The following is a 19,632-nucleotide window of genomic DNA, read 5'->3' on the forward strand; positions in this document are numbered from 1 at the left end:
ATGATTATACTAGGTATTGATGAAGCTGGCCGTGGTCCACTATCTGGACCTGTTATTGTAGCTGGGGTTATCCTTGATCTAGATAGACCCATAGTGGGTTTAACAGATTCTAAAAAAATAAGTAGCAAAAAAAGAGAAATGCTTGCCTTAGAGATAATTACCAAAGCCAAAGCTTATTCAATTATAGAGATCTCTGTTAAAGAGATAGATCAGCTGAATATACTTCAAGCAACTTTGTACGGGATGAAAAAAGTGGCAGATGATTTGAAAAACAAATTTGAGAAGATATTGGTTGATGGTAATAAGCTACCAAATTGGCAGTATAATTCTGAAGCTGTTGTAAAAGGGGATTCTAAAATTCCAGAGATTTCTGCTGCCTCAATATTAGCTAAAGTACATAGAGATAGCGTATGTTTTGAGCATGAAAAGATGTATCCAGAATACGGTTTTGCTAAACACAAAGGGTACCCGACTAAAGAACATTTAGAAAGTATTCAGAAGTTTGGAGTATTGGAAATTCATAGAAAAAGCTATAAACCTATAGCAAATATTTTAGAAATAAAAGATTAAAGTTTTAAATTTGTAAAATTACTTATAAGTTAAATCATCAATCTAGAGTTATAACGTTGTCATGTGAAAAAGAGTTTTTACCTATTTTGCTAGGGTTAATTGAATCATCGTCCTCACCTTCGTTAACATTAATGCCATAACCAAATTCACGAGCATATATGCCTTGCTCAGTCTCTCTAGAAAATACTTCTAGTACTGATTCTATAGGTATTACCACTAACATAGGTTGACCATCAAATGTAGCATCAAAAGAAATCTTCTGGTCATCTATATGAAAGTTCTGGATAGCTTGTGGTGATAAATCAAGCAGTATTTTTTTATCTTCATCAATGTAATTAGTCGGTACTATAACGTTGTCATATTCAGTATCTACTAGCACATATGGGGTAAACCCATGATCTATTAGCCAGTTGTATGTTGCCTTAATTATATAGGCTCTGAGCATCGCCATATTAAGCTCCATTTTTAACAGTTTTAACAAAATTTGGTTCATTAAAAAGAGCTTTAATCTCTTTAATGATATTTTTATCTTTAGTTGGGATAGCTATTTTCAGTTTGATAAAATAATAAAAAACAAAAGTCATAATAAGAGTCAAAACATTTATATTTTGAGAGTCAGGGTTGCTTTCAGCATTTACTTCTTTCTCATTCATAATTGCTTTATACGTTCTGATAAGATCTTTTTGCATGATTTTTTTTATTTCATCAGCTTGTTCTTGATCCAAGTCAAGTTCGCACAACTTATTAATATTTTGAAGCAAACTTTTATTTACATGTTCCAGTAGTATTCGAGCATTAGCTCGTTGTTTCGGAAATACAGGAAACATAGGTGGAAAAGGGTATAAATCCTCTATAGCTTCTATAATAACTCCCAATCTGTACACAGCAAAGTCTTCCGTAGTTAACGTGGGGATATTGCCGTTGGGGGTTATAATATTTAGCTCTTCCAAATGTTTAGAGTTTTTCTCATCTGAAACATCTATAAATTTAGCATTAGCTCCTTTTATAAGAAGGATCATGCGCACTATATCACTATAGATATCATTCTTTTTTGTGTATAAAACCAAAGTTTTAACCTCCTAGTAGATAAAAAGAATAATAGATAAAAGTATAATATAAAGATATATTAACGCTTAGAGAACTGTCTTCTTCTACGAGCTTTTCTAAGACCAAATTTCTTACGCTCAACTTTACGTGAATCACGAGTTACGAACCCTGCTTGGCGCAAAGTTGGCTTTAAAGCCTCATCAAACTCTATAAGAGCCCTAGTAACACCTAGACGTATAGCACCTGCTTGACCAGTTGATCCACCACCTTTTACAGTTACTTTAAAATCAAAGTTATCAACATTGTCTGTTAATTCTAAAGGCTGTTTAACGATCATACAATCTGTTTCACGACATAAGTATTGTTCTAATGGAAGACCATTAACAATAAATTGACCAGTACCTTTTTTCATAAATACACGAGCTACAGAGCTTTTGCGACGACCTGTACCATAATTATATTCTGACATTTTTACCATCCTTTGTTAAATATTGTGAGCTTTAGGTTGTTGAGCTGTATGTGGGTGATTCTCTCCAGCATATACTTTTAGTTTCTTAAGCATAGTGCGGCCTAAAGGATTACTTGATATCATTCCTTTAACAGCTGTTTTAATGGCTCTTTCTGGATGAGTTGCTATTAACTTTTCAAAAGATATAGACTTAATTCCACCGATGTAGCCAGTGTGGTGGTGATAAATCTTTGTTTTTCTTTTGTTGCCAGTTACAGCTACTTTTTCAGCATTTATAATAATAACATAATCACCAATATCCATGTGCGGAGTGTATTCTGGTTTATTCTTACCTCTTAGGATTTTAGCTACTTCTGTAGCAAGGCGACCTAAGGTTTTACCTGTAGCATCAATCAAAAGCCATTCTCTTTTGATATCTGATGGTTTTGCAGTAAACGTTTTCATCTTTATTCCTATTTTATTGTTGTAAATTACTCAGTTTTCGCAAAAAATTGTTTCAGCAAGTTGCTTATAACTCACTAAAATCTAGCGTACTAGTTTAAATTTTAAGCAGTGTATATGATATATTTTTATTTGCAAATAATCAAACTATATAGAAGCTTTGTTTTGAATAATCTTATTAGCTTGGTCTGTTGATCTTATAATACAGTTTTCAATAGCTAATCTATCAAAAAAGTTTCCTGTAATAAAGAGGTTATTAATACCGTTTAATTGTTTTTCCATATCTGATAAGAAAATATAATGGTTTTTATTGTAACAAGGTAATACATTATATTTAATTTTATGATGTAAGATGTTTTTCTTATTAATTTTTAAGGTCTCACAAATTTTATTAAGTAATTCTTCTTTGGGCTTACTTATATCTTTACAATGAAAAGTTATAGCTCTTAAGCTATTATGGTTAATTACATCCCTAGAAACAGCAGAATAAAAAAAATGTTGTTTGCCTATTAGTCCAGCTATATTTTTCAATTTGCTTAGTTGATCTTTATTTATAACTATAGCGATACTAACTAAGTTTGATATAGTAGGGCGATAAGGATGATTAGCTATAGTTGGTAAAATGTTTTTAAGTAGCTCTTCTGTGGTATCCCATGGGGTTGCCAGACAAATGTTCTTCGCGGTGTAGCTATTAGTGTTAGTTTTAATTACCCAGTTATCATTGGAATCTTTAGATATTTCTTTTACAGTTTCATTTATAGTATTTGTTTTTATATTTTTAAACAATGTGGATAAGCCATCTTTAAAGGTAAAACTTCTTGGTAGAGTAGTATCTCGAGCATATTTTTTAAATAAATATTCCATTGGAAAATTTTCACTATCTTGTGAGAGTACAGCATCAAAACAATATTTTAGAGTTTTATTATAATTTGAATCTCCAAAAAGTTTTTTAGCATATTCGCTAACGGTTTTATTTTTTTTAGATATTTTTCTATTTTTTAGAAAATTCAAGGTAAGACTTATGAGATTTAGGTTTTTAAAAATACTTTGAATTTTGCCGTTTGGATGAACTATTAAAAATGGCAGTTTTTTTCTTGAGATTGTACGGTCTTCTAGGTGGTTTTTTTTAATAAAACTAATAGTTTTAGAGTATGAGTTGTATATGGTGTGTGCCCCTATTTCAAACCATATATTTTTGTATGATAAGGTCTCTATACAGCCACCAATCTGGTTTTTTTCTATGATACAATTTTCAATTCCAGCAGCATCTAATTGATTTGCTAAACTAATTCCAGAAATTCCCGCACCTATAATAATTGTATCTATATGCTTCATATTTTTTCTTTTGGTAAAAGTATCCATAATTTGCCATGATTATTCATATGTCCGGCATTAAACTCAGCTTGCTTACCATGTCCCCAGAAAACATCACCTCTAATAGCCCCACGAATAGCTCCACCAGTATCTTGAGCAATCATTAATCTGTTTAGAGAAACAGTATCGTTAAGGTTTTTTTTATAATATTCTGTTTCTAACCACATTGGTATGCCATAAAGATAATATTTATTATCAACTGCTAGTGAGTAACCAGGGGTTAATTCAACATCTTGGGCGCCTATAGCGTTTTTAGCATCGATGTACCTAAAAAAAACAAATGATGGATCGTAGTTAAGAACTTCATCAATTTTATCAGGGTGGTTATAGAGCCATTCTTTTATAGATTGCATTGACATTTTTTCTAAGGGTAAATAATTTTGATCAATTAGGTATTTTCCTATAGGTCTGTAGGGTTGACCATTTTGGCTATCATAGCCGATTAAAACATCACCACTATCAGTTTGAATTCTACCAGATCCTTGGATTTGTAAAAAAGAGCGATCAACTTTTGATTTTACCCATACTAAAACGTCTTTTTTGCCAAAAAGGTTACCATTAGATATTTCAGCTCTAGTATAGTATGGAACTAGTTTATCATTTTCGTATCTACCAAATTTATAAGTATCAACTGTATTAGATAGTTTTACTAAATCTTTAGGGGTTTTGTATATAGGAACATTATATTGTAAAGTTTTAACCAGACTTCCTTTTAGAATCGGTTCGTAGTAACCAGTAAAAATACCTGTATCCTTATTGTTGAATATTATTTTATAAGGTGAAAAATTTTCTTCAAAGAATAGTCTTGCCTCTTCGATAGAATCAATTTTAGTGTTTATAGTTTTTTTACATAGGCTGGTCCAATTATTATATTCAATTTTATTTTCTTGGATAATTTTTTCGCAAGATAATTTGAATGTATTAAAAGATTTAAGCTGGTCTGCATTATTCCAATTTTTTAAATCCTTAAAAGCCGATTTCTTATATGTTATTTTATCTGAATATTTTTCTGTAAGATAGTGATTGGCAGAGAGATTTGTACATCCTGAGATAAGTATAATTGTTAGCAAAATATTTATTTTTTTCAAAGTTTTCATTGCTTTTTGAACGCTCATATTAAAAAATACTAATAATTTCTTGAAAATATAGAAATAATCACTATGTATAAAACATCTAATAGATTGTAGTATTAACAGGATTAAAATAAAAGGTTGTTTTATGGACAAAGAAGAAAAAAACCAAGTAGAAGATAAAAATCTAGACACTGAAAGAGAAACAGAGCAAAATTCTTCTAGTAGAGCTATCCATGAGTTATCTATAGAAGAACAGCTAGAAAGATCAAAAGATACTATTAAGGAGCTTGAAGAAACCTGTGATGCTATGAAAGAGGAAGCCTTAAGAGCTAAAGCAGAAGCTGAGAATGTACGTAAAAGAGCAGAAAGGGATGTTCAAAATGCTCGTAAGTTCGGTATCGAGAGGTTTGCAAAAGAGCTTTTACCTGTTATGGATAGTATAGAGCAAGCTCTTAAGTATGAAGTTAAGCTAGAAGAATCTATCACTATGAAAAACGGTGTAGAGCTAACAGCAAAGGTTCTTGAAGATGTGCTCAAGAAAAATGGTTTGGAGGAGGTAGACCCAACAGGAGAAAAGTTTGACCCGAATATGCATGAGGCAATGGCTATGATCCCAAATCCAGAACTTGAAAATGACATTGTTTTTGAAGTTTTTCAAAAGGGTTACTTGTTAAATGGTCGAGTCATTCGGGCTGCGAAAGTAATAGTGGTAAAAAATTAAAAAAACCTCTTGAAAAAAGAGTTTTTATAGCCATATTCACATTAAGAAGTTAAGTTTAAAGAAAAATTAAAAATAGGAGAGTAAAATGGGTAAAATAATAGGGATAGATTTAGGTACAACTAACTCATGTCTTGCGATCATGGATGGTAAGAAAGCAAAGGTTATTGAAAATGCTGAAGGGCATAGAACTACTCCGTCTATAGTTGCCTATACAGATGGTGGCGAAATTTTAGTAGGTCAAGCAGCTAAAAGACAAGCTGTAACTAACCCTGATAACACTTTTTTTGCTATCAAAAGATTAATTGGTAGAAAGTATGATGACAAAGCAGTACAAGATGATATTAAGAAGAAAGTACCTTATGCAGTAATTAAAGCTGATAATGGAGATGCTTGGGTTGCTACTAAAGATGGTAAAAAATTAGCTGCACCGCAAGTTTCTGCTGAAGTTTTAAGAAAAATGAAAAAAACAGCGGAAGAATTCTTAGGAGAACCAGTTACAGAAGCTGTTATTACAGTACCAGCTTATTTTAACGACAGTCAAAGACAAGCTACAAAAGATGCTGGTAAGATTGCTGGACTTGATGTTAAGAGGATCATTAACGAGCCTACAGCAGCGGCTTTAGCTTATGGGATAGATTCTAAAAAAGGTGAGCAAACAGTAGCTGTATATGATTTAGGTGGTGGTACATTTGACATATCTATTATCGAAATTGCGGATGTGGACGGAGATAACCAAATCGAAGTACTATCTACAAACGGTGATACCTTCCTTGGTGGAGAAGACTTTGACTTAGCATTAATGAACTATCTGATTGATGAATTTAAAAAAGAGCAAGGAATAGACTTACATAATGATAAGCTAGCTCTTCAAAGAGTCCGTGAAGCTGCTGAAAAAGCAAAAGTAGAGCTATCTTCAGCTCAACAAACAGATGTAAACTTACCTTATATTACAGCTGATGCTACAGGGCCTAAGCATCTAAATATTAAGATCACTAGAGCTAAATTTGAGTCTCTAGTTAATGATTTAGTTGAAAGATCATTAGAGCCATGTAAAAAAGCTCTAGAAGATGCTGGGTTAAGTAAATCTGATATAACAGAGGTGTTACTAGTTGGTGGACAAACTCGTATGCCTTTAGTACAGCAAAAAGTAAAAGAGTTTTTTGGTAAAGAGCCACGTAAAGATGTTAACCCTGATGAAGCAGTAGCTGTAGGTGCTGCTATTCAAGGCGGTGTATTAGCTGGTGATGTAAAAGATGTACTTTTACTTGATGTAACTCCGCTTTCTCTAGGTATAGAAACAATGGGTGGCGTTATGACTAAGCTGATAGAGAGAAATACAACTATTCCTACTAAGAAATCACAAGTGTTCTCTACAGCTGAAGATAATCAGCCAGCAGTAACTATACATGTACTTCAAGGTGAGCGTGAAATGGCTTCAGCTAACAAATCTTTAGGTAGATTTGACTTGGCTGATATTCCACCATCTCAACGTGGTATGCCACAAATTGAAGTTACATTTGATATAGATGCTAATGGTATCTTGAATGTATCTGCTAAAGATAAAGCTACTGGTAAAGAGCAAAATATTGTGATTAAGTCGTCAAGTGGCTTGTCTGAAAGTGATATTGAAAAAATGGTACAAGATGCAGAAGCTAATGCTGAAGCTGATAAAAAGTTCCATGAGCTGGTAGCAGCTAGAAATACAGCTGATAATTTGATCCATAGTGCTAGAAAAGCAATAAAAGAGCTAGGAGATAAAGTAACAGCTGAAGAAAAAGAAAAAGTTGAGGCTGCTTGTACAGATTTAGAATCTGTAATAAAAAGTGATGATAAAGGTGCTATAGAGACTAAAACTAAGACTTTAGAAGAAGTATTCACACCAGTTGCGCAAAAAGCATATGCAAACACTCAGTCTGCTGCTGGCGGTGAGCAAACTGCTAAAGGTGAAAGTGCTAAAAAAGATGATGATGTTGTTGATGCTGATTTTGAAGATGTTGATGACAGCAAGAAATAGCTAAGCTTTTAGCAGTCAATAAAGTGTGGTTTATCCACACTTTTCTATTTGGTATAATCTTCCTAAATTTTTTATTGGTTATAATATTATGCAACAGAAGTGTTATTATGAAATCCTTAATGTTTCAAAGACAGCAGATGACGCTGAAATAAAAAGGTCTTATCGAAAATTAGCTATGAAATATCATCCAGATAGAAACCCTGGTGATAAAGAAGCAGAGGTGAAATTTAAAGAAATCTCAGAAGCTTATGAAATACTAAGTGATAAGCAAAGAAGAGCTAGGTATGATCAATTTGGGCATGCTGGAGTTAATCAACAAGCCGGAGGTGGTTCTGCTGGAGGTTTTGGTAGTTTTGAGGATATATTTGATACTTTCTTTGGTGGAGGACCTAGTCGTGGCTCAGGCAGATCACGTCAATCTAGAGGTAGTGATTTAGAGTATACTTTAGAAATAACTCTAGAGGAGGCATTTTTAGGAGTAGAAAAAGAAATAACTATCCCAAGGATGTCTGCTTGTGATAGCTGTGATGGTACAGGATCTAAATCTAAATCTAAAGCGACATGTAAAGCTTGTCATGGTCAAGGCACTATTCGTAGACAACAAGGTTTTTTTGCTTTTGAACAGACATGTCCGGTTTGTAACGGTAGTGGTTCTAATATTGCGGATCCTTGTAATGATTGTTACGGCTCTGGTAAAGTTAAAAAAGATAAGACTCTAAAGGTTAAAATACCTGAAGGTGTTGATAATGGAGATAGAATAAGGTTACAAGGTGAGGGAGATGCTGGGTCAAATGGCTCTATGAATGGCGACCTATTTGTCCAAATTATCATAAAACAGCATAGTCTTTTTGAGAGAAGAGATATTAACCTGTATTGTGAGATGCCTATTAGCTTTACTACAGCTTGCTTAGGCGGAGAGATTAAAGTCCCGACTCTAGATGGAGAAATTAAGCTTAAAGTAATGCCAGAAACTCAAACTGATAAAGTTTTCCGCCTAAGAGAAAAGGGGATGAAATCACTTCGTGGCCACAGAAGGGGTGATCTGCTTTGCAAAGTAGTAGTTGAAACACCGGTAAATCTTAACTCTGAGCAAAAAGATTTACTTAAAAAGTTTGCTGAAAGTTTGGGTGAAGATTATCAGAATAAACATTCTCCGAAAAGTAAATCTTGGTTTGATAACGTCAAAGATTATGCTAAGAAGTTTTTTGAGTAAATTTAGGCTCTTATTTTGCTATCGAATTTTATGAGAGAATTCAGAGGGCTATGTACATGAATTTACATAATTAGTTGGAAAGGCCCATTAGATAATTTATATTTAGTAGTTATTTTATAATATTAAATTCAAACTCTAGGTTGAAGTAGTTATTATGAAATAATTTCTCTATTTTGACAGTTAAATAATGTGAGTTTATAAAGTTTTGCATGTAGTTAATGATAAAATTACTAAGTATAACTTCTTTAAAAATTATTTTATTCTTAGATCCTGTTGTCACAATACTGACATCATCTAGTCTAAAATCCTGATTCAAATTAATGTTGTTGTTTATGATATATCCGAGTGCGAATATAAAATAATCTTCGTTTATAGCTATTTGGAAATCATTTTGTATATTTATAGATTCTACAATAGTAGATTTATCAGTGAAAATCAATTTCTCTAGTTTATTAAAAAACTCAGAGACATACATTGCACTAATCGGAGAATTTTTAGCTTCAAATTTTTTATTATCACTTAATCTTGTGAAATTGCATGCAAACATTAATGAGTTATGCATATTCTTTACAAGTGTTTTTACTTCTTGACTAGTAGATTCTTTATTTAGTTTTTTTATGAGTTTTTGGGCTAATAAAGATGTATATGTCAAAGGTGACATTAAATCGTGCATTTTATCTTGAAATAAGCTGTCATTATTTATAGTACAATTCTTACTAAACTCATTTGTATTATCATAATAAGTATTACCATTAATGATCTGTTCTATACTTTCTAAATCAAACTTATCTATATATTTTAAGTATGGTGGTAACTCATGTTTGTTAAATGACTTAGCAGAAAAAATATAAATATGGTTATATCCTCTTTTGTATAATTGCTTTGCTATATCAATTCCATAAATATTATCGTCTAAGCTATTATCTAGAAATATTAGTGTATCCTTAGAATATTTTGATATTTCTTCATTAAATAAATTTATGTTATTAAAAACAACGATTTTTTTATTAGGAAATGTGTTTTTTAGGTTATCTGTTATTAAATAATCATCATCTAAAAGTATCAGGTTAGCAGTTGTTATATAGTTATTAGTTTGAGCAGGCTTATTTTCTAAGTTAACTGTTATAGGGATATCACTTAGTAACGTTTTGGGTACTATATTAATCCCTCTTTCAATACAAGCTTCTTGAACTTTTTTATCATTATAGTGGCTAGTTATTAGAATTTTTTTATTAGGAGATATCTTATCTATAATGTCTATACCTGATACTCCTTGATTAGGTAGCTCATAATCTGTGATAAGAAAGATATTTTTATTACTAAATTCTGGTAAGCTATTTAACAATGAATTATAGTTTGAGAAGAATATTGGTTGAATATTAAGGTCTTTTAAACAATTGTTCCACGCTATTTCCATTGACTTTTCATCATCAAGAATAATGACTAAATCATCTAGATCAATTTTTATTTCATTGCAGCTCCATTTAGGGAGCTTTTCAGATTCTGGGATAACTATATCTATTGAAGTACCTACGCCAACTGTAGAATTAATCGTCATCCTACCATCCATATCTTCTATGGTTTCTTTTACTTGTTTTAAGCCTATTCCGTGACCTGTTTTTTTTGATGTTGAAAAAATATTATTATTTATTTCATCTATTTTCTCTTGTGGTATGCCTACTCCATTATCTGTTATTTTAATATGGCAGCCATCAGGCTCACTAGTTACACTAATTAGTATCTTAGGATCCATAGTAGCTGCTTCAATAGAGTTGTTTATTATATTAGATAACGCTCTTCTAAACATGCCTTGGTTCCCATTGATACTAAAAAAAAGATTTTTAGCTTCAATATCTATATCTAAATTTTTATTAAGGTATTCAAATTTTTTGTTTGCAGTAACTTCTTGTATAGTTAAATAGGGAAAAAATAACTCTTTTTCACTTTCTACCTCAAAATCAAATTCTTTAGTTTCAGGGTTATATTTTTGAAGGATATTTTCAGAAATATTATTAATATTCTCACATGCCGATTTTATTGCTTTTCTAATATTTTCTGGAATTTGCTTATTAAATTTAGAGATCATTAATATGCTAGATAAAGGTGATCTAATATCATGAACTGCTTGAGAGACTACTTTTTTAAAGTTTTCGTCTTTATGTTTTTCTTCAGTTATATCTAAAGCAATACCCAGAACACCGACAATATTGTTATTTAAATCGTAGACTGGTAGTTTATCAGTTTTAATATATGTATATTTATATAATCCACTTTTTATAGGTAGCTTATACACAGTTGTTTTTATATTTCCTGTTTTAAATATTTCTTTATCGTCATTTATAAATTCTTGTGCTTGATTTTCACCCCAGTAAAAGTCATAATCAGTTTTCCCTACAATGTCGTTGGGATGATTTAGCCCTGATAAGTTAGCTAGGTTTAGATTACAACCCATATATTGTGAATGGGTATTTTTCCAATATACATAGCCAGGCATATTGATTAACATCTGGTTAAGATTTTTTAATAATTGATCATTATTCATATTGTTCTAAAAAAGAGTGTAAGGATTCCACTAACGATAAAATATCTTGCTCTATATGAATAGCAGAAAGAGCAATCCTTATTATAGATTTATTTTTTTCTACAGTTGGGTATACAGCCCCAGTAACCAATATTCCTTTACTTTTTAAGAAACTTAAACAGTCTTGAACTTCCTTCTCGCTACCTAATAATATTGGTCTAAATGGTAATATTGAGTGAAAACAAATATTTTTATCAGTATGTTTGAAATTTTTATCAAAAAAACTAATATTATCGTAGAGTTTTTTCTGTAGAGCATAAATCTCGCTAGATAAATGTATATCACAACATACATCAGTAGCTATCAAGTTTGGGTTAGAAATAGGACCTGAAAAGGTATAAGTAGTAGCATATGTCTTGATAAAATCAATCTGCTCTTTATACGGAGTTAAAATAACTCCCCCATGGGAGCCAAAAGCTTTTGTTAATCCAGTTGAAATAAAAACCCTTGGGTTTAATTTATTCTCTAAAGTAGCAAGTACATAACCACAACCGTGTTTACCTAAGATTGACATTCCATGAGCGTCGTCAAAATATATATAACCTTCATTTTCTTCAATAAGATTAACTAATTTTTTAACATCATAGACTTTACCCATTGAACCTAAGCTATCAGTTATAATAAAAAGAGTTTTATCTTCATCTGTTATTTTATGACTTATCTTTAAAACAGTATCCCAATCTTCTAAATCAACTATATTTACGTCACAAAATTGTGATATGATGCCAATCATAACTTTTATCGATTGGTGAGAAAATTTATCTATAATACAATAAAAACCATTTGTCCTAGGCTTAACCATTGGAAATTCACCTGATAAAAGTAAAGGTAAAACCCCTAAATGGATAGTGTGAACATTTTGGAACTGAACTATATGGTAAGGGTTAAATATTTGCTGTAATTTATTGTTAGTTCTTTCTTCTATTGCAGATGTCATTCTTGTTCTTGCTGAGGAGAATAAAAGATTTTGGTCAATTAATTCTTTACTATTCTGTATGGCCTTAATTATCCTCTTATCATTATGTAAACCAAGATATGAGCATGACATAAACTCTTTACATTTCTGATCAGAAGTTAAAAATACGTTTTTTTCGAAAATACTATTATAAACCGAATTGGATATTTTATAGATGTTACCTAAATAAGATTTAGATTTATTTACTCTAAGTTTAATCCAATTTTTTTTCATAACAATTGTTGGTAAATATTAATTAAGTTTATATTTAAAGTATCTCATATAAAAAAAACTTGTCAAGAGTGTTGTGTAAATACCTTAAGTTTTTCTTGGATTACAATCTAGCTAAGTTTTTGATTTTTTACCACTACTATATATAATCCATAGATTATGTTAGCAGACTAGCTTTATCTCTTGGTGTCTTTATATTTCAGCTATTTTGGGCTTTTCTCTTAACTACTTGATAAACTTTGAGGATGCAATTTAACTATTAATCTACTTAAACACAGTATGTTTGTATTTAGTTTTATTTACTAGATTTCTTATCCAAAAAGTATATTTTTTAACTTGTATTATTATAAATTTTAATATTATAATAAATATCATCATTATAAATTAATGTTATTTTAGTTAAGCTTGATGTAATTATAGATCACTAGCTATAGGATAAGAGGAAGATGGAAAGTAATTTTATTCATTTTTACTGGGCGGGGCCGGAAGGGAAAGAGATACCACATTTTGTATATAGAAACCTTAATATTTGGGCTAAATATTTAGATAAATCTAGAAGCTTATTTATTCCTATTTTATGGTGCAATGAAGCTGTTTATAAAACTTTAAAAGATAAAAATGGAACTGCTGCTATTAGTCAACGTAGTGGCAGCCTAAAAAATCCAGGTGCATTTGTAAATAATATCTATGGTACAGCATATGACAAGAAACGTTCACGTTCTGCTTCATACAAAGATTTCTACACATTATTACCTAAAGGCACAGAAACTTTCTATAAGTTATCATATCAATATAAGAGCCCTATTAAAGAACGTAAGGTAAGAAATGACAAGGAAACATGGGAGTTTGGAACAAAGTTTATACATATTCCCGTAATAGTAGTTAATTTTGAGAGTTATTTATATAATTTGGGAGAGACGTCTGAGGAAACAGAAAATTTCAGATTTATATTAGAGGTTTATAAGTTATACAATAAGCCATATTATTATACCAATGTAAAAGATGAGTATAATATTCATTTTCTTGCTAATTTTGGAGGGTTATATTTTGACATAGATTTTTTACCATTAACAGAAGTTTTTTTTGAGTCGATGAATCAAATAAGAACAGAAGAATATCAAGGGTGGTCATTAGATCGAATTTTACTTATGTTAAAAGCTATGAAATATGCCGATAGCCAGAATTTTAATTTTATACTAACCAAATATTGTGATATTGACATTTCTAAAACTCAACTTATTAATAATTTAAGAAAAAATACCTCAGTTATAAACCAAATGGCTACTTATGATGTTGGGTTTCAGATTTATCTTGAACCTGTAGAAAGAAAAATAGGGAAATTAAGTTACGATGAAGGCACTCTATTATTTATAAAAAAATATTTTGAAGAAAACTCAGTTAAGTACAAAAGCGATACTGAGGAATATATAAGAAAGGCTCAAGGAGTATTTCCTATAGGTTTGTTCCAAGGGAATAAGTATATAGGGTATGAAGGTTTAAGTGAAATACAAAAAACTACCAATGCAGAAAAATTACGCAAATTTAGCAACTATTTTAAAAATGGTACGTGCTTTCAACAATACCTAGAGGATTATCGAAGCCTTGGTGTTTCACCTATTCGTAATGTAAACTCGAGTTTAATACCATTGGCAAACGCGAATAGAATAATTACTTATAACGTTAACTTCTTTAGGCCTATATCTGAAGGTCTAAGCACTAATCAAAACTTGAGGGAAGTAGACCTAAATTATAAAATATTATATGCCCATTTATTTTGGGATAAGTTTACTCGTGTTTTTCGTTATGCTCCATCAACGTTATTTTATACTGGCTATGAAAAAATGACTAACTTTTTCAAAATAGCAGATAGTATGAAAGGTTATCTTTTGAAAAAAAGACAAAAATTGCTTGAGGACCTTAATAATCCTGAGCAACAAAAGATTGCTTTGGAAAAAAGACAAAAATTGATTGAGCAATTTAATGATTCTAGATCACAAGAGATTGTAAATAGTAATTTTAATATATTAAAACTCCCCAATGCCGATATTATATTACATCGAGATAAATGGATTTTAGATAATTATAAAAAACCGAAGGGTGTTTTGTCAACTGGTTGTATCATCCCACATTATACACACGCTTCGTTTAGAATTCTTAATGAAAATGGAAGAAAAATAAAAATTGAAGTTATAATAGGCAATAACATAACCTATGATATAGAATTCTGTGATTGGGCGGGTAATATATTATATACAATAAATGGAATTAAGCATTTTAAAATGTTATCACATAAGTCTAACTCTAGAATTGCAATAGAGTATAAAAATTATGGTGAGGAGGAATATAAATTTGAGGATATATACCACTTATCAACAGCAACAAGAAGATGGTTACCAATAAATAAAGCATATAGTCATCAAGAGTTTGTTCGAAAGTTTAATCGTCTAAAAGGTATGATTGATAACTAAACGTCAGAGCTATTTAGTTAAAATCTGGCGTTAAAGCCATCTTTCTTTTGTGGTGAGAGCGATTATGCCAGTAGCTTATTTTTTCAAAAGTTGCTGGCGATACTTCTTTACCGTCGAGAAAATTATCTATTTCCTGATAAGTAACTCCCATTTCACCTTCATCAGTTTGGCCTTGCCAAAGACCAGCAGAGGGTGCCTTAGTTAGGATATTCCTTGGAACATCTAAGTATTTACCTAACTCAAATACCTGGGACTTTTTAAGATTTATTAATGGTAGTATATCAGCAGCTCCATCGCCAAATTTGGTGAAATAACCCATATACCATTCACAAGCATTATCTGTTCCAACTACTATACGATTATTTTGTTGTGCATAAGCATATAAATACATCATTCTAAAACGAGCTTGAGCGTTACCTTTTATGACATTTTGTCTGTCATTTTGTGGATTTGTAAATAGCTGTGTGGACTTTAGAAAACTTTCATAAACTGGCTGGATTGGTATTATATGGTATGGAATATTTAATTTATTTATAAGTTCTAATGCATCGATCATATCTTGATCAGAGTTATTTTTTGATGGTAGTATAAAAGCTGTTGTAGGAAGATCAGTTTTGGATAAAAGTGATGCACATACTGCAGAATCTATACCACCACTTACACCAATTACGAAACCTTCTGCAGGATATTTTATACAGCTATTAGTGAGCCATTGTATAAGTTTTTCTGAATATTTTTCAGGAGTGAAATTTTTTACTACGTTCATTTTATACCTATCTAATCAACGTTAATCTATCTGAGTCTAATTTTTTACGGCCTAATTTTGCTTGTGGTTTACCATTTAGCTCTACACAGTCTCCGGTAAAACCTATCTTTATTTTTAAAAGTGAGCTACCAACACCATATATATCAACAGGAGTTGAATCACCTTGAAATTGTTTGATTTTTTCATAATCAAAATTACCAGAGGCTATTATTTTTACATGATGAAAGCCTTCTTTATCAAGTGATCTACGTAAAACTTTTATAAGCTCTGAATTTACTCCACGTGGATCAAAGCTACCCATATGATCAAGGTTTCTCAAAAAATATTTATCAACCATTGTAGGTGATGTGTCAACTCTTATAGCAGTAAGCCTTTGACCAAATTCGTGAGCTACTTTTAGCGAATCTATAACAATATCATTATTGTAATCTACAAGAGCTATTAGAGGCTCATCTGGGAAAGTATCTATATAGGCTTGACATGCTTTTACTAAATTACCATTAAAGTTTTGAATTAAAGCATGTGGCATAGTTCCTATACCCTTGACACCAGTCCATGCTCCCATAGCATCAGTAGCAACTTTTTTTATTCCACCAATATTTACAGCATAGCCGTCACCTGATTGAGTTGTATATATATCTTCTCGATCACCCATGAAGATTATTTCTTGATTAGGGTTAAGTAGATTAACAAGGTTAGAAGCATTAGTAGCTAAGCTAGTTCTGCGGGCTAATATTCCATCGATTATGCCTTCAAGAAACCCGAAGTCTTTATATTCACCTTTTATCGTTAATACTGGCTCAAAAGCTGATATTCTATCACCATCATGTAGAGCTTTGATTTCTAATTTGTTATAATTTTTAGCAAATTTTTTAATTAAAGCTATAGCTTCGTCTATTCCACAAAGTGTAGCTTTTTCCTTACGCTGAAAAAATTGTAGTAATACAATAGCAGAAAAGGATTGTTGCCCTAAGATTTGTTGAGTTTTTAAAAAATACTTAGCAGAATAAAAGCCATTTTGTATTTGGTTATCGAAGTTAAAAGTTTTATCAGTGAGTCTACTTATCTTACCATCTTGCTTGAGTATAAATTCACAATCTTTCATATAATCTAGAAATATAAATAAAAAATTATTGCTTATTATAACCTACTAGTGATGGCGGTGCATTGTTTAAAACAACTATTTAAAACTAATTATTATTTAGCAAAGGCAGGATTGTTATAATTAGGGTCGCTATAATTATCCACATTGTAACCACCACCTAAAGCTTGATAAAGATTAACTACGCTTATTAAAGATTTTAGCTTAGCTTGGTTTGTCTGCATTTGTTGGTTAAGGACATTCAGAGTAATTCCCGTCAATTGAGCTTTACTAATAGCACCATTTTGATATTGTTTAGTAAGTATGTTCAGTTGTTTTCTTGTAGATTCTAAAGAAAGTTTCTGTTTATTTAAATTTGTATTATTTGCAGCTCTTTCAGATAGACTATCATCAACATCTTGAAAAGCTTTTTGAAGTGTTGCGATATAATCATAATAACCTTGATAAAATTGCGCTTTAGCTTTATCACTATCAGCTAAAATACTCATGTTAAAAATAGGTACAGCTGAAACCGCCTGAGCAGCCCATGCCCAGGCATTCATGGTTGCTAACTCACCTAAAGCTAAGGTTGCATTACCAAAAGTTCCTGTTAGATCTATACTAGGAAAAAACTGTGATCTTGCTAAACCAATGTTTGCATTAGCAGTTTTAAGTTTATACTCAGCTATAGCGATATCAGGACGGTTTTCTAAAACCTGAGAAGGAATGTTAACAGGGATTTTAACATTAGCGTTTATGTCATTAAGATTTCTTGATGTAGTGATTTTTCCAGGATTCTTGCCTAGCAATATTTTAAGAGTATTTTGGAAGTGAACTATATCATTACTTATGATAGCAACTTTACCTTTTTGAGATTCTAACTGCTGTTTAACCAGTTCAGTTAACATAGGTGAGTTAGCTCCTAATTTGTGTTGAGCATCAGAATAGTAATAAAGTAATTCTAATTGCTTGACCATTTGTGATTGTAGTTTAAGCTGTTCTTGTGCTGTAAGTAATGAGAAGTAAGCTGCACTAACTTGGCTAATTATAGAAAGTCGAGTAGCATTTTTGATGTTTTCTTGCATAACTTTACTAAATCTTGTAATTTCACCTAGCTTAAATTGTCTAGCTATGTTTATAGTATAGCTTGGGATTATACCTACAAGAGCACCACCAGCTGTAGTTGAATTAGGGATATTTAAATTAGGTATATTCGTGCTTGCATTGGTGTCAAATGTTTGGGCAATAAACCCACCACCACCAACACTAGCTGTAGGTAACCAACCGTAGTTTGCTTTATTTATCTCTGCGTTTGCTTGAAGAATATTACCTATTGAGACTTGTAGATTATTATTATCTTTTAATGCTGTAGTAATAAGATTATTTAATACAGGATCATTAAATTCACGCCACCATGCTAGTTTTGTTAGGTCCCAATCTTTTGTATCTTCTATATCTTTATTTTGACTATTCCAAAGGGCAGGGACTTTTACTTCCGGTTTCTCATATTCAGGGCTAAAGAAGCTACAACTAGATGTAACTAAAGTAGCTGCAATTAAAGCTATAGGTAGTATATTTTTTTTTGACATAATAGTTCTCACCTATAAAGTATTAATTTTTACAGTTGCACTTGCACCAACTCGTAAAGGGTAATTAGGATCATCTTTTAATATAACCTTAACAGGAAAACGTTGTGTAACTTTTACCCAGTTTCCAGTAGCATTTTCTGGGGGTAATAGTGAGAAGACAGATCCTGTAGCATAGCTTAAACTGTCAACTTTTCCAATATATGTATGACTATACATGTCTAATTTAACTTTTACTTTTTGCCCAGCTTTGATCCTGTCAAGATCTGTTTCTTTAAAGTTAGCATTTATCCACCATTTTTTATTTTTAATAAAGCCAAATAACGGTTGACCTGGAGATATAAGTTGTCCCTTGTATATTTTTAAATTAGAAACATAACCATCAGAAGGGGCTATAAGTGTAGTATACCCTAGGTTTAAGTTAGCATTCTCTAAGGTTACTTGAGCAGCATTTACTTGAGCTTTAGCTATCTCAACTTGTAGTAAAGCTTGTTTTAAAGATGAAAAGGCTTGTTCGGAAGCTTTTTCTGCTTGTATGCGTTGATCGGTGTATTTTTGAGCATCTTGCAGTGATCCAGCATCTTCTTGATAGAGTTTAACATATCTATTAGCCATACTTGTTGCAGTTTCAAGAGAGGCTTTAGCTTTTATAAGATTTGATTTTGCTATAGATACTTGTTCATTTGCCACAGCTAGTTGACCTTTTGCTTGTATAAAACTAGCATTTGCTTGAGCAACATTAAGCTGATAGTCAGTAGGGTCAATTTGCACTAATTTGGTACCTTTATGTACATACTGGTTATTTTGAACATATACTTTTTCAATATAACCGCCGACTTTAGCAGATATATTTATGACATCAGCATCAACATAGGCATTATCTGTACTAGGGTATATTTTATTATACATATAATATGCGTATATACTAAAACCTGTAATTGCGATAATACTGATTCCAATAGCAATTTTTTTTGGTGAAAATTTTGAGGTTTTGTTATCATTTTGGATTTGGTTTTCTTTATTTTCTGACATTGTACTAACC

At 31.3% G+C, this 19,632-nt stretch carries 17 protein-coding genes; 5 read left to right on the forward strand and 12 right to left on the reverse strand.

Translation table 11 applies throughout. The features are described from left to right. Positions 1–570, forward strand: coding sequence for a ribonuclease HII (gene rnhB, locus SD28_RS03980; RefSeq protein ID WP_039124312.1), 570 nt, complete (start codon positions 1–3; stop codon positions 568–570). A 37-nt stretch (positions 571–607) separates the two neighbouring features. Here rnhB and mglB read toward each other — a convergent pair whose 3' ends face one another. The 6 genes from mglB to mltA all read right to left on the reverse strand — a co-directional run bounded on the left by mglB (position 608) and on the right by mltA (position 5,016). Further along, positions 608–1,021, reverse strand: a complete 414-nt coding sequence (mglB, locus tag SD28_RS03985) for a transcriptional regulator MglB (RefSeq protein WP_039125778.1) — start codon at positions 1,019–1,021, stop codon at positions 608–610. A gap of 1 nt (position 1,022) precedes the next feature. After that, positions 1,023–1,637 carry a transcriptional regulator MglA gene (gene mglA / locus SD28_RS03990; protein ID WP_084593819.1) on the reverse strand — a complete coding sequence of 205 codons (615 nt, stop codon included), beginning with the start codon at positions 1,635–1,637 and terminating at the stop codon, positions 1,023–1,025. A 59-nt stretch (positions 1,638–1,696) separates the two neighbouring features. Then, positions 1,697–2,086, reverse strand: coding sequence for a 30S ribosomal protein S9 (gene rpsI, locus SD28_RS03995; protein WP_039124314.1), 390 nt, complete (start codon positions 2,084–2,086; stop codon positions 1,697–1,699). 15 nt (positions 2,087–2,101) lie between these two features. Beyond that, the gene (gene rplM / locus SD28_RS04000) at positions 2,102–2,530 is read right to left on the reverse strand and encodes a 50S ribosomal protein L13 (protein WP_039124316.1); all 429 of its coding nucleotides are present in this window, start codon (positions 2,528–2,530) and stop codon (positions 2,102–2,104) included. A 144-nt stretch (positions 2,531–2,674) separates the two neighbouring features. Continuing rightward, positions 2,675–3,862, reverse strand: coding sequence for an NAD(P)-binding protein (locus tag SD28_RS04005; protein WP_234385015.1), 1,188 nt, complete (start codon positions 3,860–3,862; stop codon positions 2,675–2,677). Further along, positions 3,859–5,016: a murein transglycosylase A gene (gene mltA / locus SD28_RS04010; protein ID WP_039124321.1), complete on the reverse strand. Its 1,158-nt coding sequence runs from the start codon at positions 5,014–5,016 to the stop codon at positions 3,859–3,861. The genes SD28_RS04005 and mltA overlap by 4 nt, the downstream gene beginning before the upstream one ends. Before the next feature lie 103 nt (positions 5,017–5,119). Here mltA and grpE point away from each other — a divergent pair, with 103 nt between their 5' ends. The 3 genes from grpE to dnaJ all read left to right on the forward strand — a co-directional run bounded on the left by grpE (position 5,120) and on the right by dnaJ (position 8,922). Then, positions 5,120–5,695, forward strand: coding sequence for a nucleotide exchange factor GrpE (grpE, locus tag SD28_RS04015; RefSeq protein ID WP_039124323.1), 576 nt, complete (start codon positions 5,120–5,122; stop codon positions 5,693–5,695). A gap of 85 nt (positions 5,696–5,780) precedes the next feature. Continuing rightward, positions 5,781–7,709 (forward strand): molecular chaperone DnaK, encoded by a 1,929-nt coding sequence (dnaK, locus tag SD28_RS04020; protein WP_039124325.1) that lies wholly within the window; start codon positions 5,781–5,783, stop codon positions 7,707–7,709. Between the two features lie 88 nt (positions 7,710–7,797). Continuing rightward, positions 7,798–8,922, forward strand: a complete 1,125-nt coding sequence (gene dnaJ / locus SD28_RS04025; RefSeq protein ID WP_039125782.1) for a molecular chaperone DnaJ — start codon at positions 7,798–7,800, stop codon at positions 8,920–8,922. A 109-nt stretch (positions 8,923–9,031) separates the two neighbouring features. On the opposite strand, the gene SD28_RS04030 is transcribed toward dnaJ, so the two are convergent. After that, the gene (locus SD28_RS04030) at positions 9,032–11,464 is read right to left on the reverse strand and encodes an ATP-binding protein (protein ID WP_039124326.1); all 2,433 of its coding nucleotides are present in this window, start codon (positions 11,462–11,464) and stop codon (positions 9,032–9,034) included. Further along, complete coding sequence (locus tag SD28_RS04035) at positions 11,457–12,692, reverse strand: aminotransferase class I/II-fold pyridoxal phosphate-dependent enzyme (RefSeq protein WP_234385014.1); 1,236 nt, start codon at positions 12,690–12,692, stop codon at positions 11,457–11,459. The genes SD28_RS04030 and SD28_RS04035 overlap by 8 nt, the downstream gene beginning before the upstream one ends. 443 nt (positions 12,693–13,135) lie before the next feature. Here SD28_RS04035 and SD28_RS04040 point away from each other — a divergent pair, with 443 nt between their 5' ends. Continuing rightward, on the forward strand, positions 13,136–15,157 hold the full coding sequence (locus tag SD28_RS04040) for a glycosyltransferase (RefSeq protein ID WP_039124329.1): 2,022 nt from the start codon (positions 13,136–13,138) through the stop codon (positions 15,155–15,157). Positions 15,158–15,170: 13 nt separating this feature from the next. On the opposite strand, the gene nadE is transcribed toward SD28_RS04040, so the two are convergent. From nadE to SD28_RS04060, 4 genes are all read right to left on the reverse strand, one after another. Next, a complete protein-coding gene (nadE, locus tag SD28_RS04045) occupies positions 15,171–15,923 on the reverse strand; it encodes an NAD(+) synthase (RefSeq protein WP_039124332.1) in 753 nt (250 codons plus the stop codon). A gap of 7 nt (positions 15,924–15,930) precedes the next feature. Beyond that, positions 15,931–17,028: a nicotinate phosphoribosyltransferase gene (locus SD28_RS04050; protein WP_039124334.1), complete on the reverse strand. Its 1,098-nt coding sequence runs from the start codon at positions 17,026–17,028 to the stop codon at positions 15,931–15,933. Between the two features lie 92 nt (positions 17,029–17,120). Then, entirely contained in the window at positions 17,121–18,593 is a 1,473-nt protein-coding gene (locus tag SD28_RS04055) for an efflux transporter outer membrane subunit (RefSeq protein WP_039124337.1), read from the reverse strand. A gap of 12 nt (positions 18,594–18,605) precedes the next feature. Next, positions 18,606–19,622 carry an HlyD family secretion protein gene (locus tag SD28_RS04060; RefSeq protein WP_039124339.1) on the reverse strand — a complete coding sequence of 339 codons (1,017 nt, stop codon included), beginning with the start codon at positions 19,620–19,622 and terminating at the stop codon, positions 18,606–18,608. Positions 19,623–19,632 lie beyond the last annotated feature (10 nt).

It is taken from the genome of Allofrancisella guangzhouensis, from assembly GCF_000815225.1.
Classification (GTDB): Bacteria; Pseudomonadota; Gammaproteobacteria; order Francisellales; family Francisellaceae; genus Francisella; species Francisella guangzhouensis.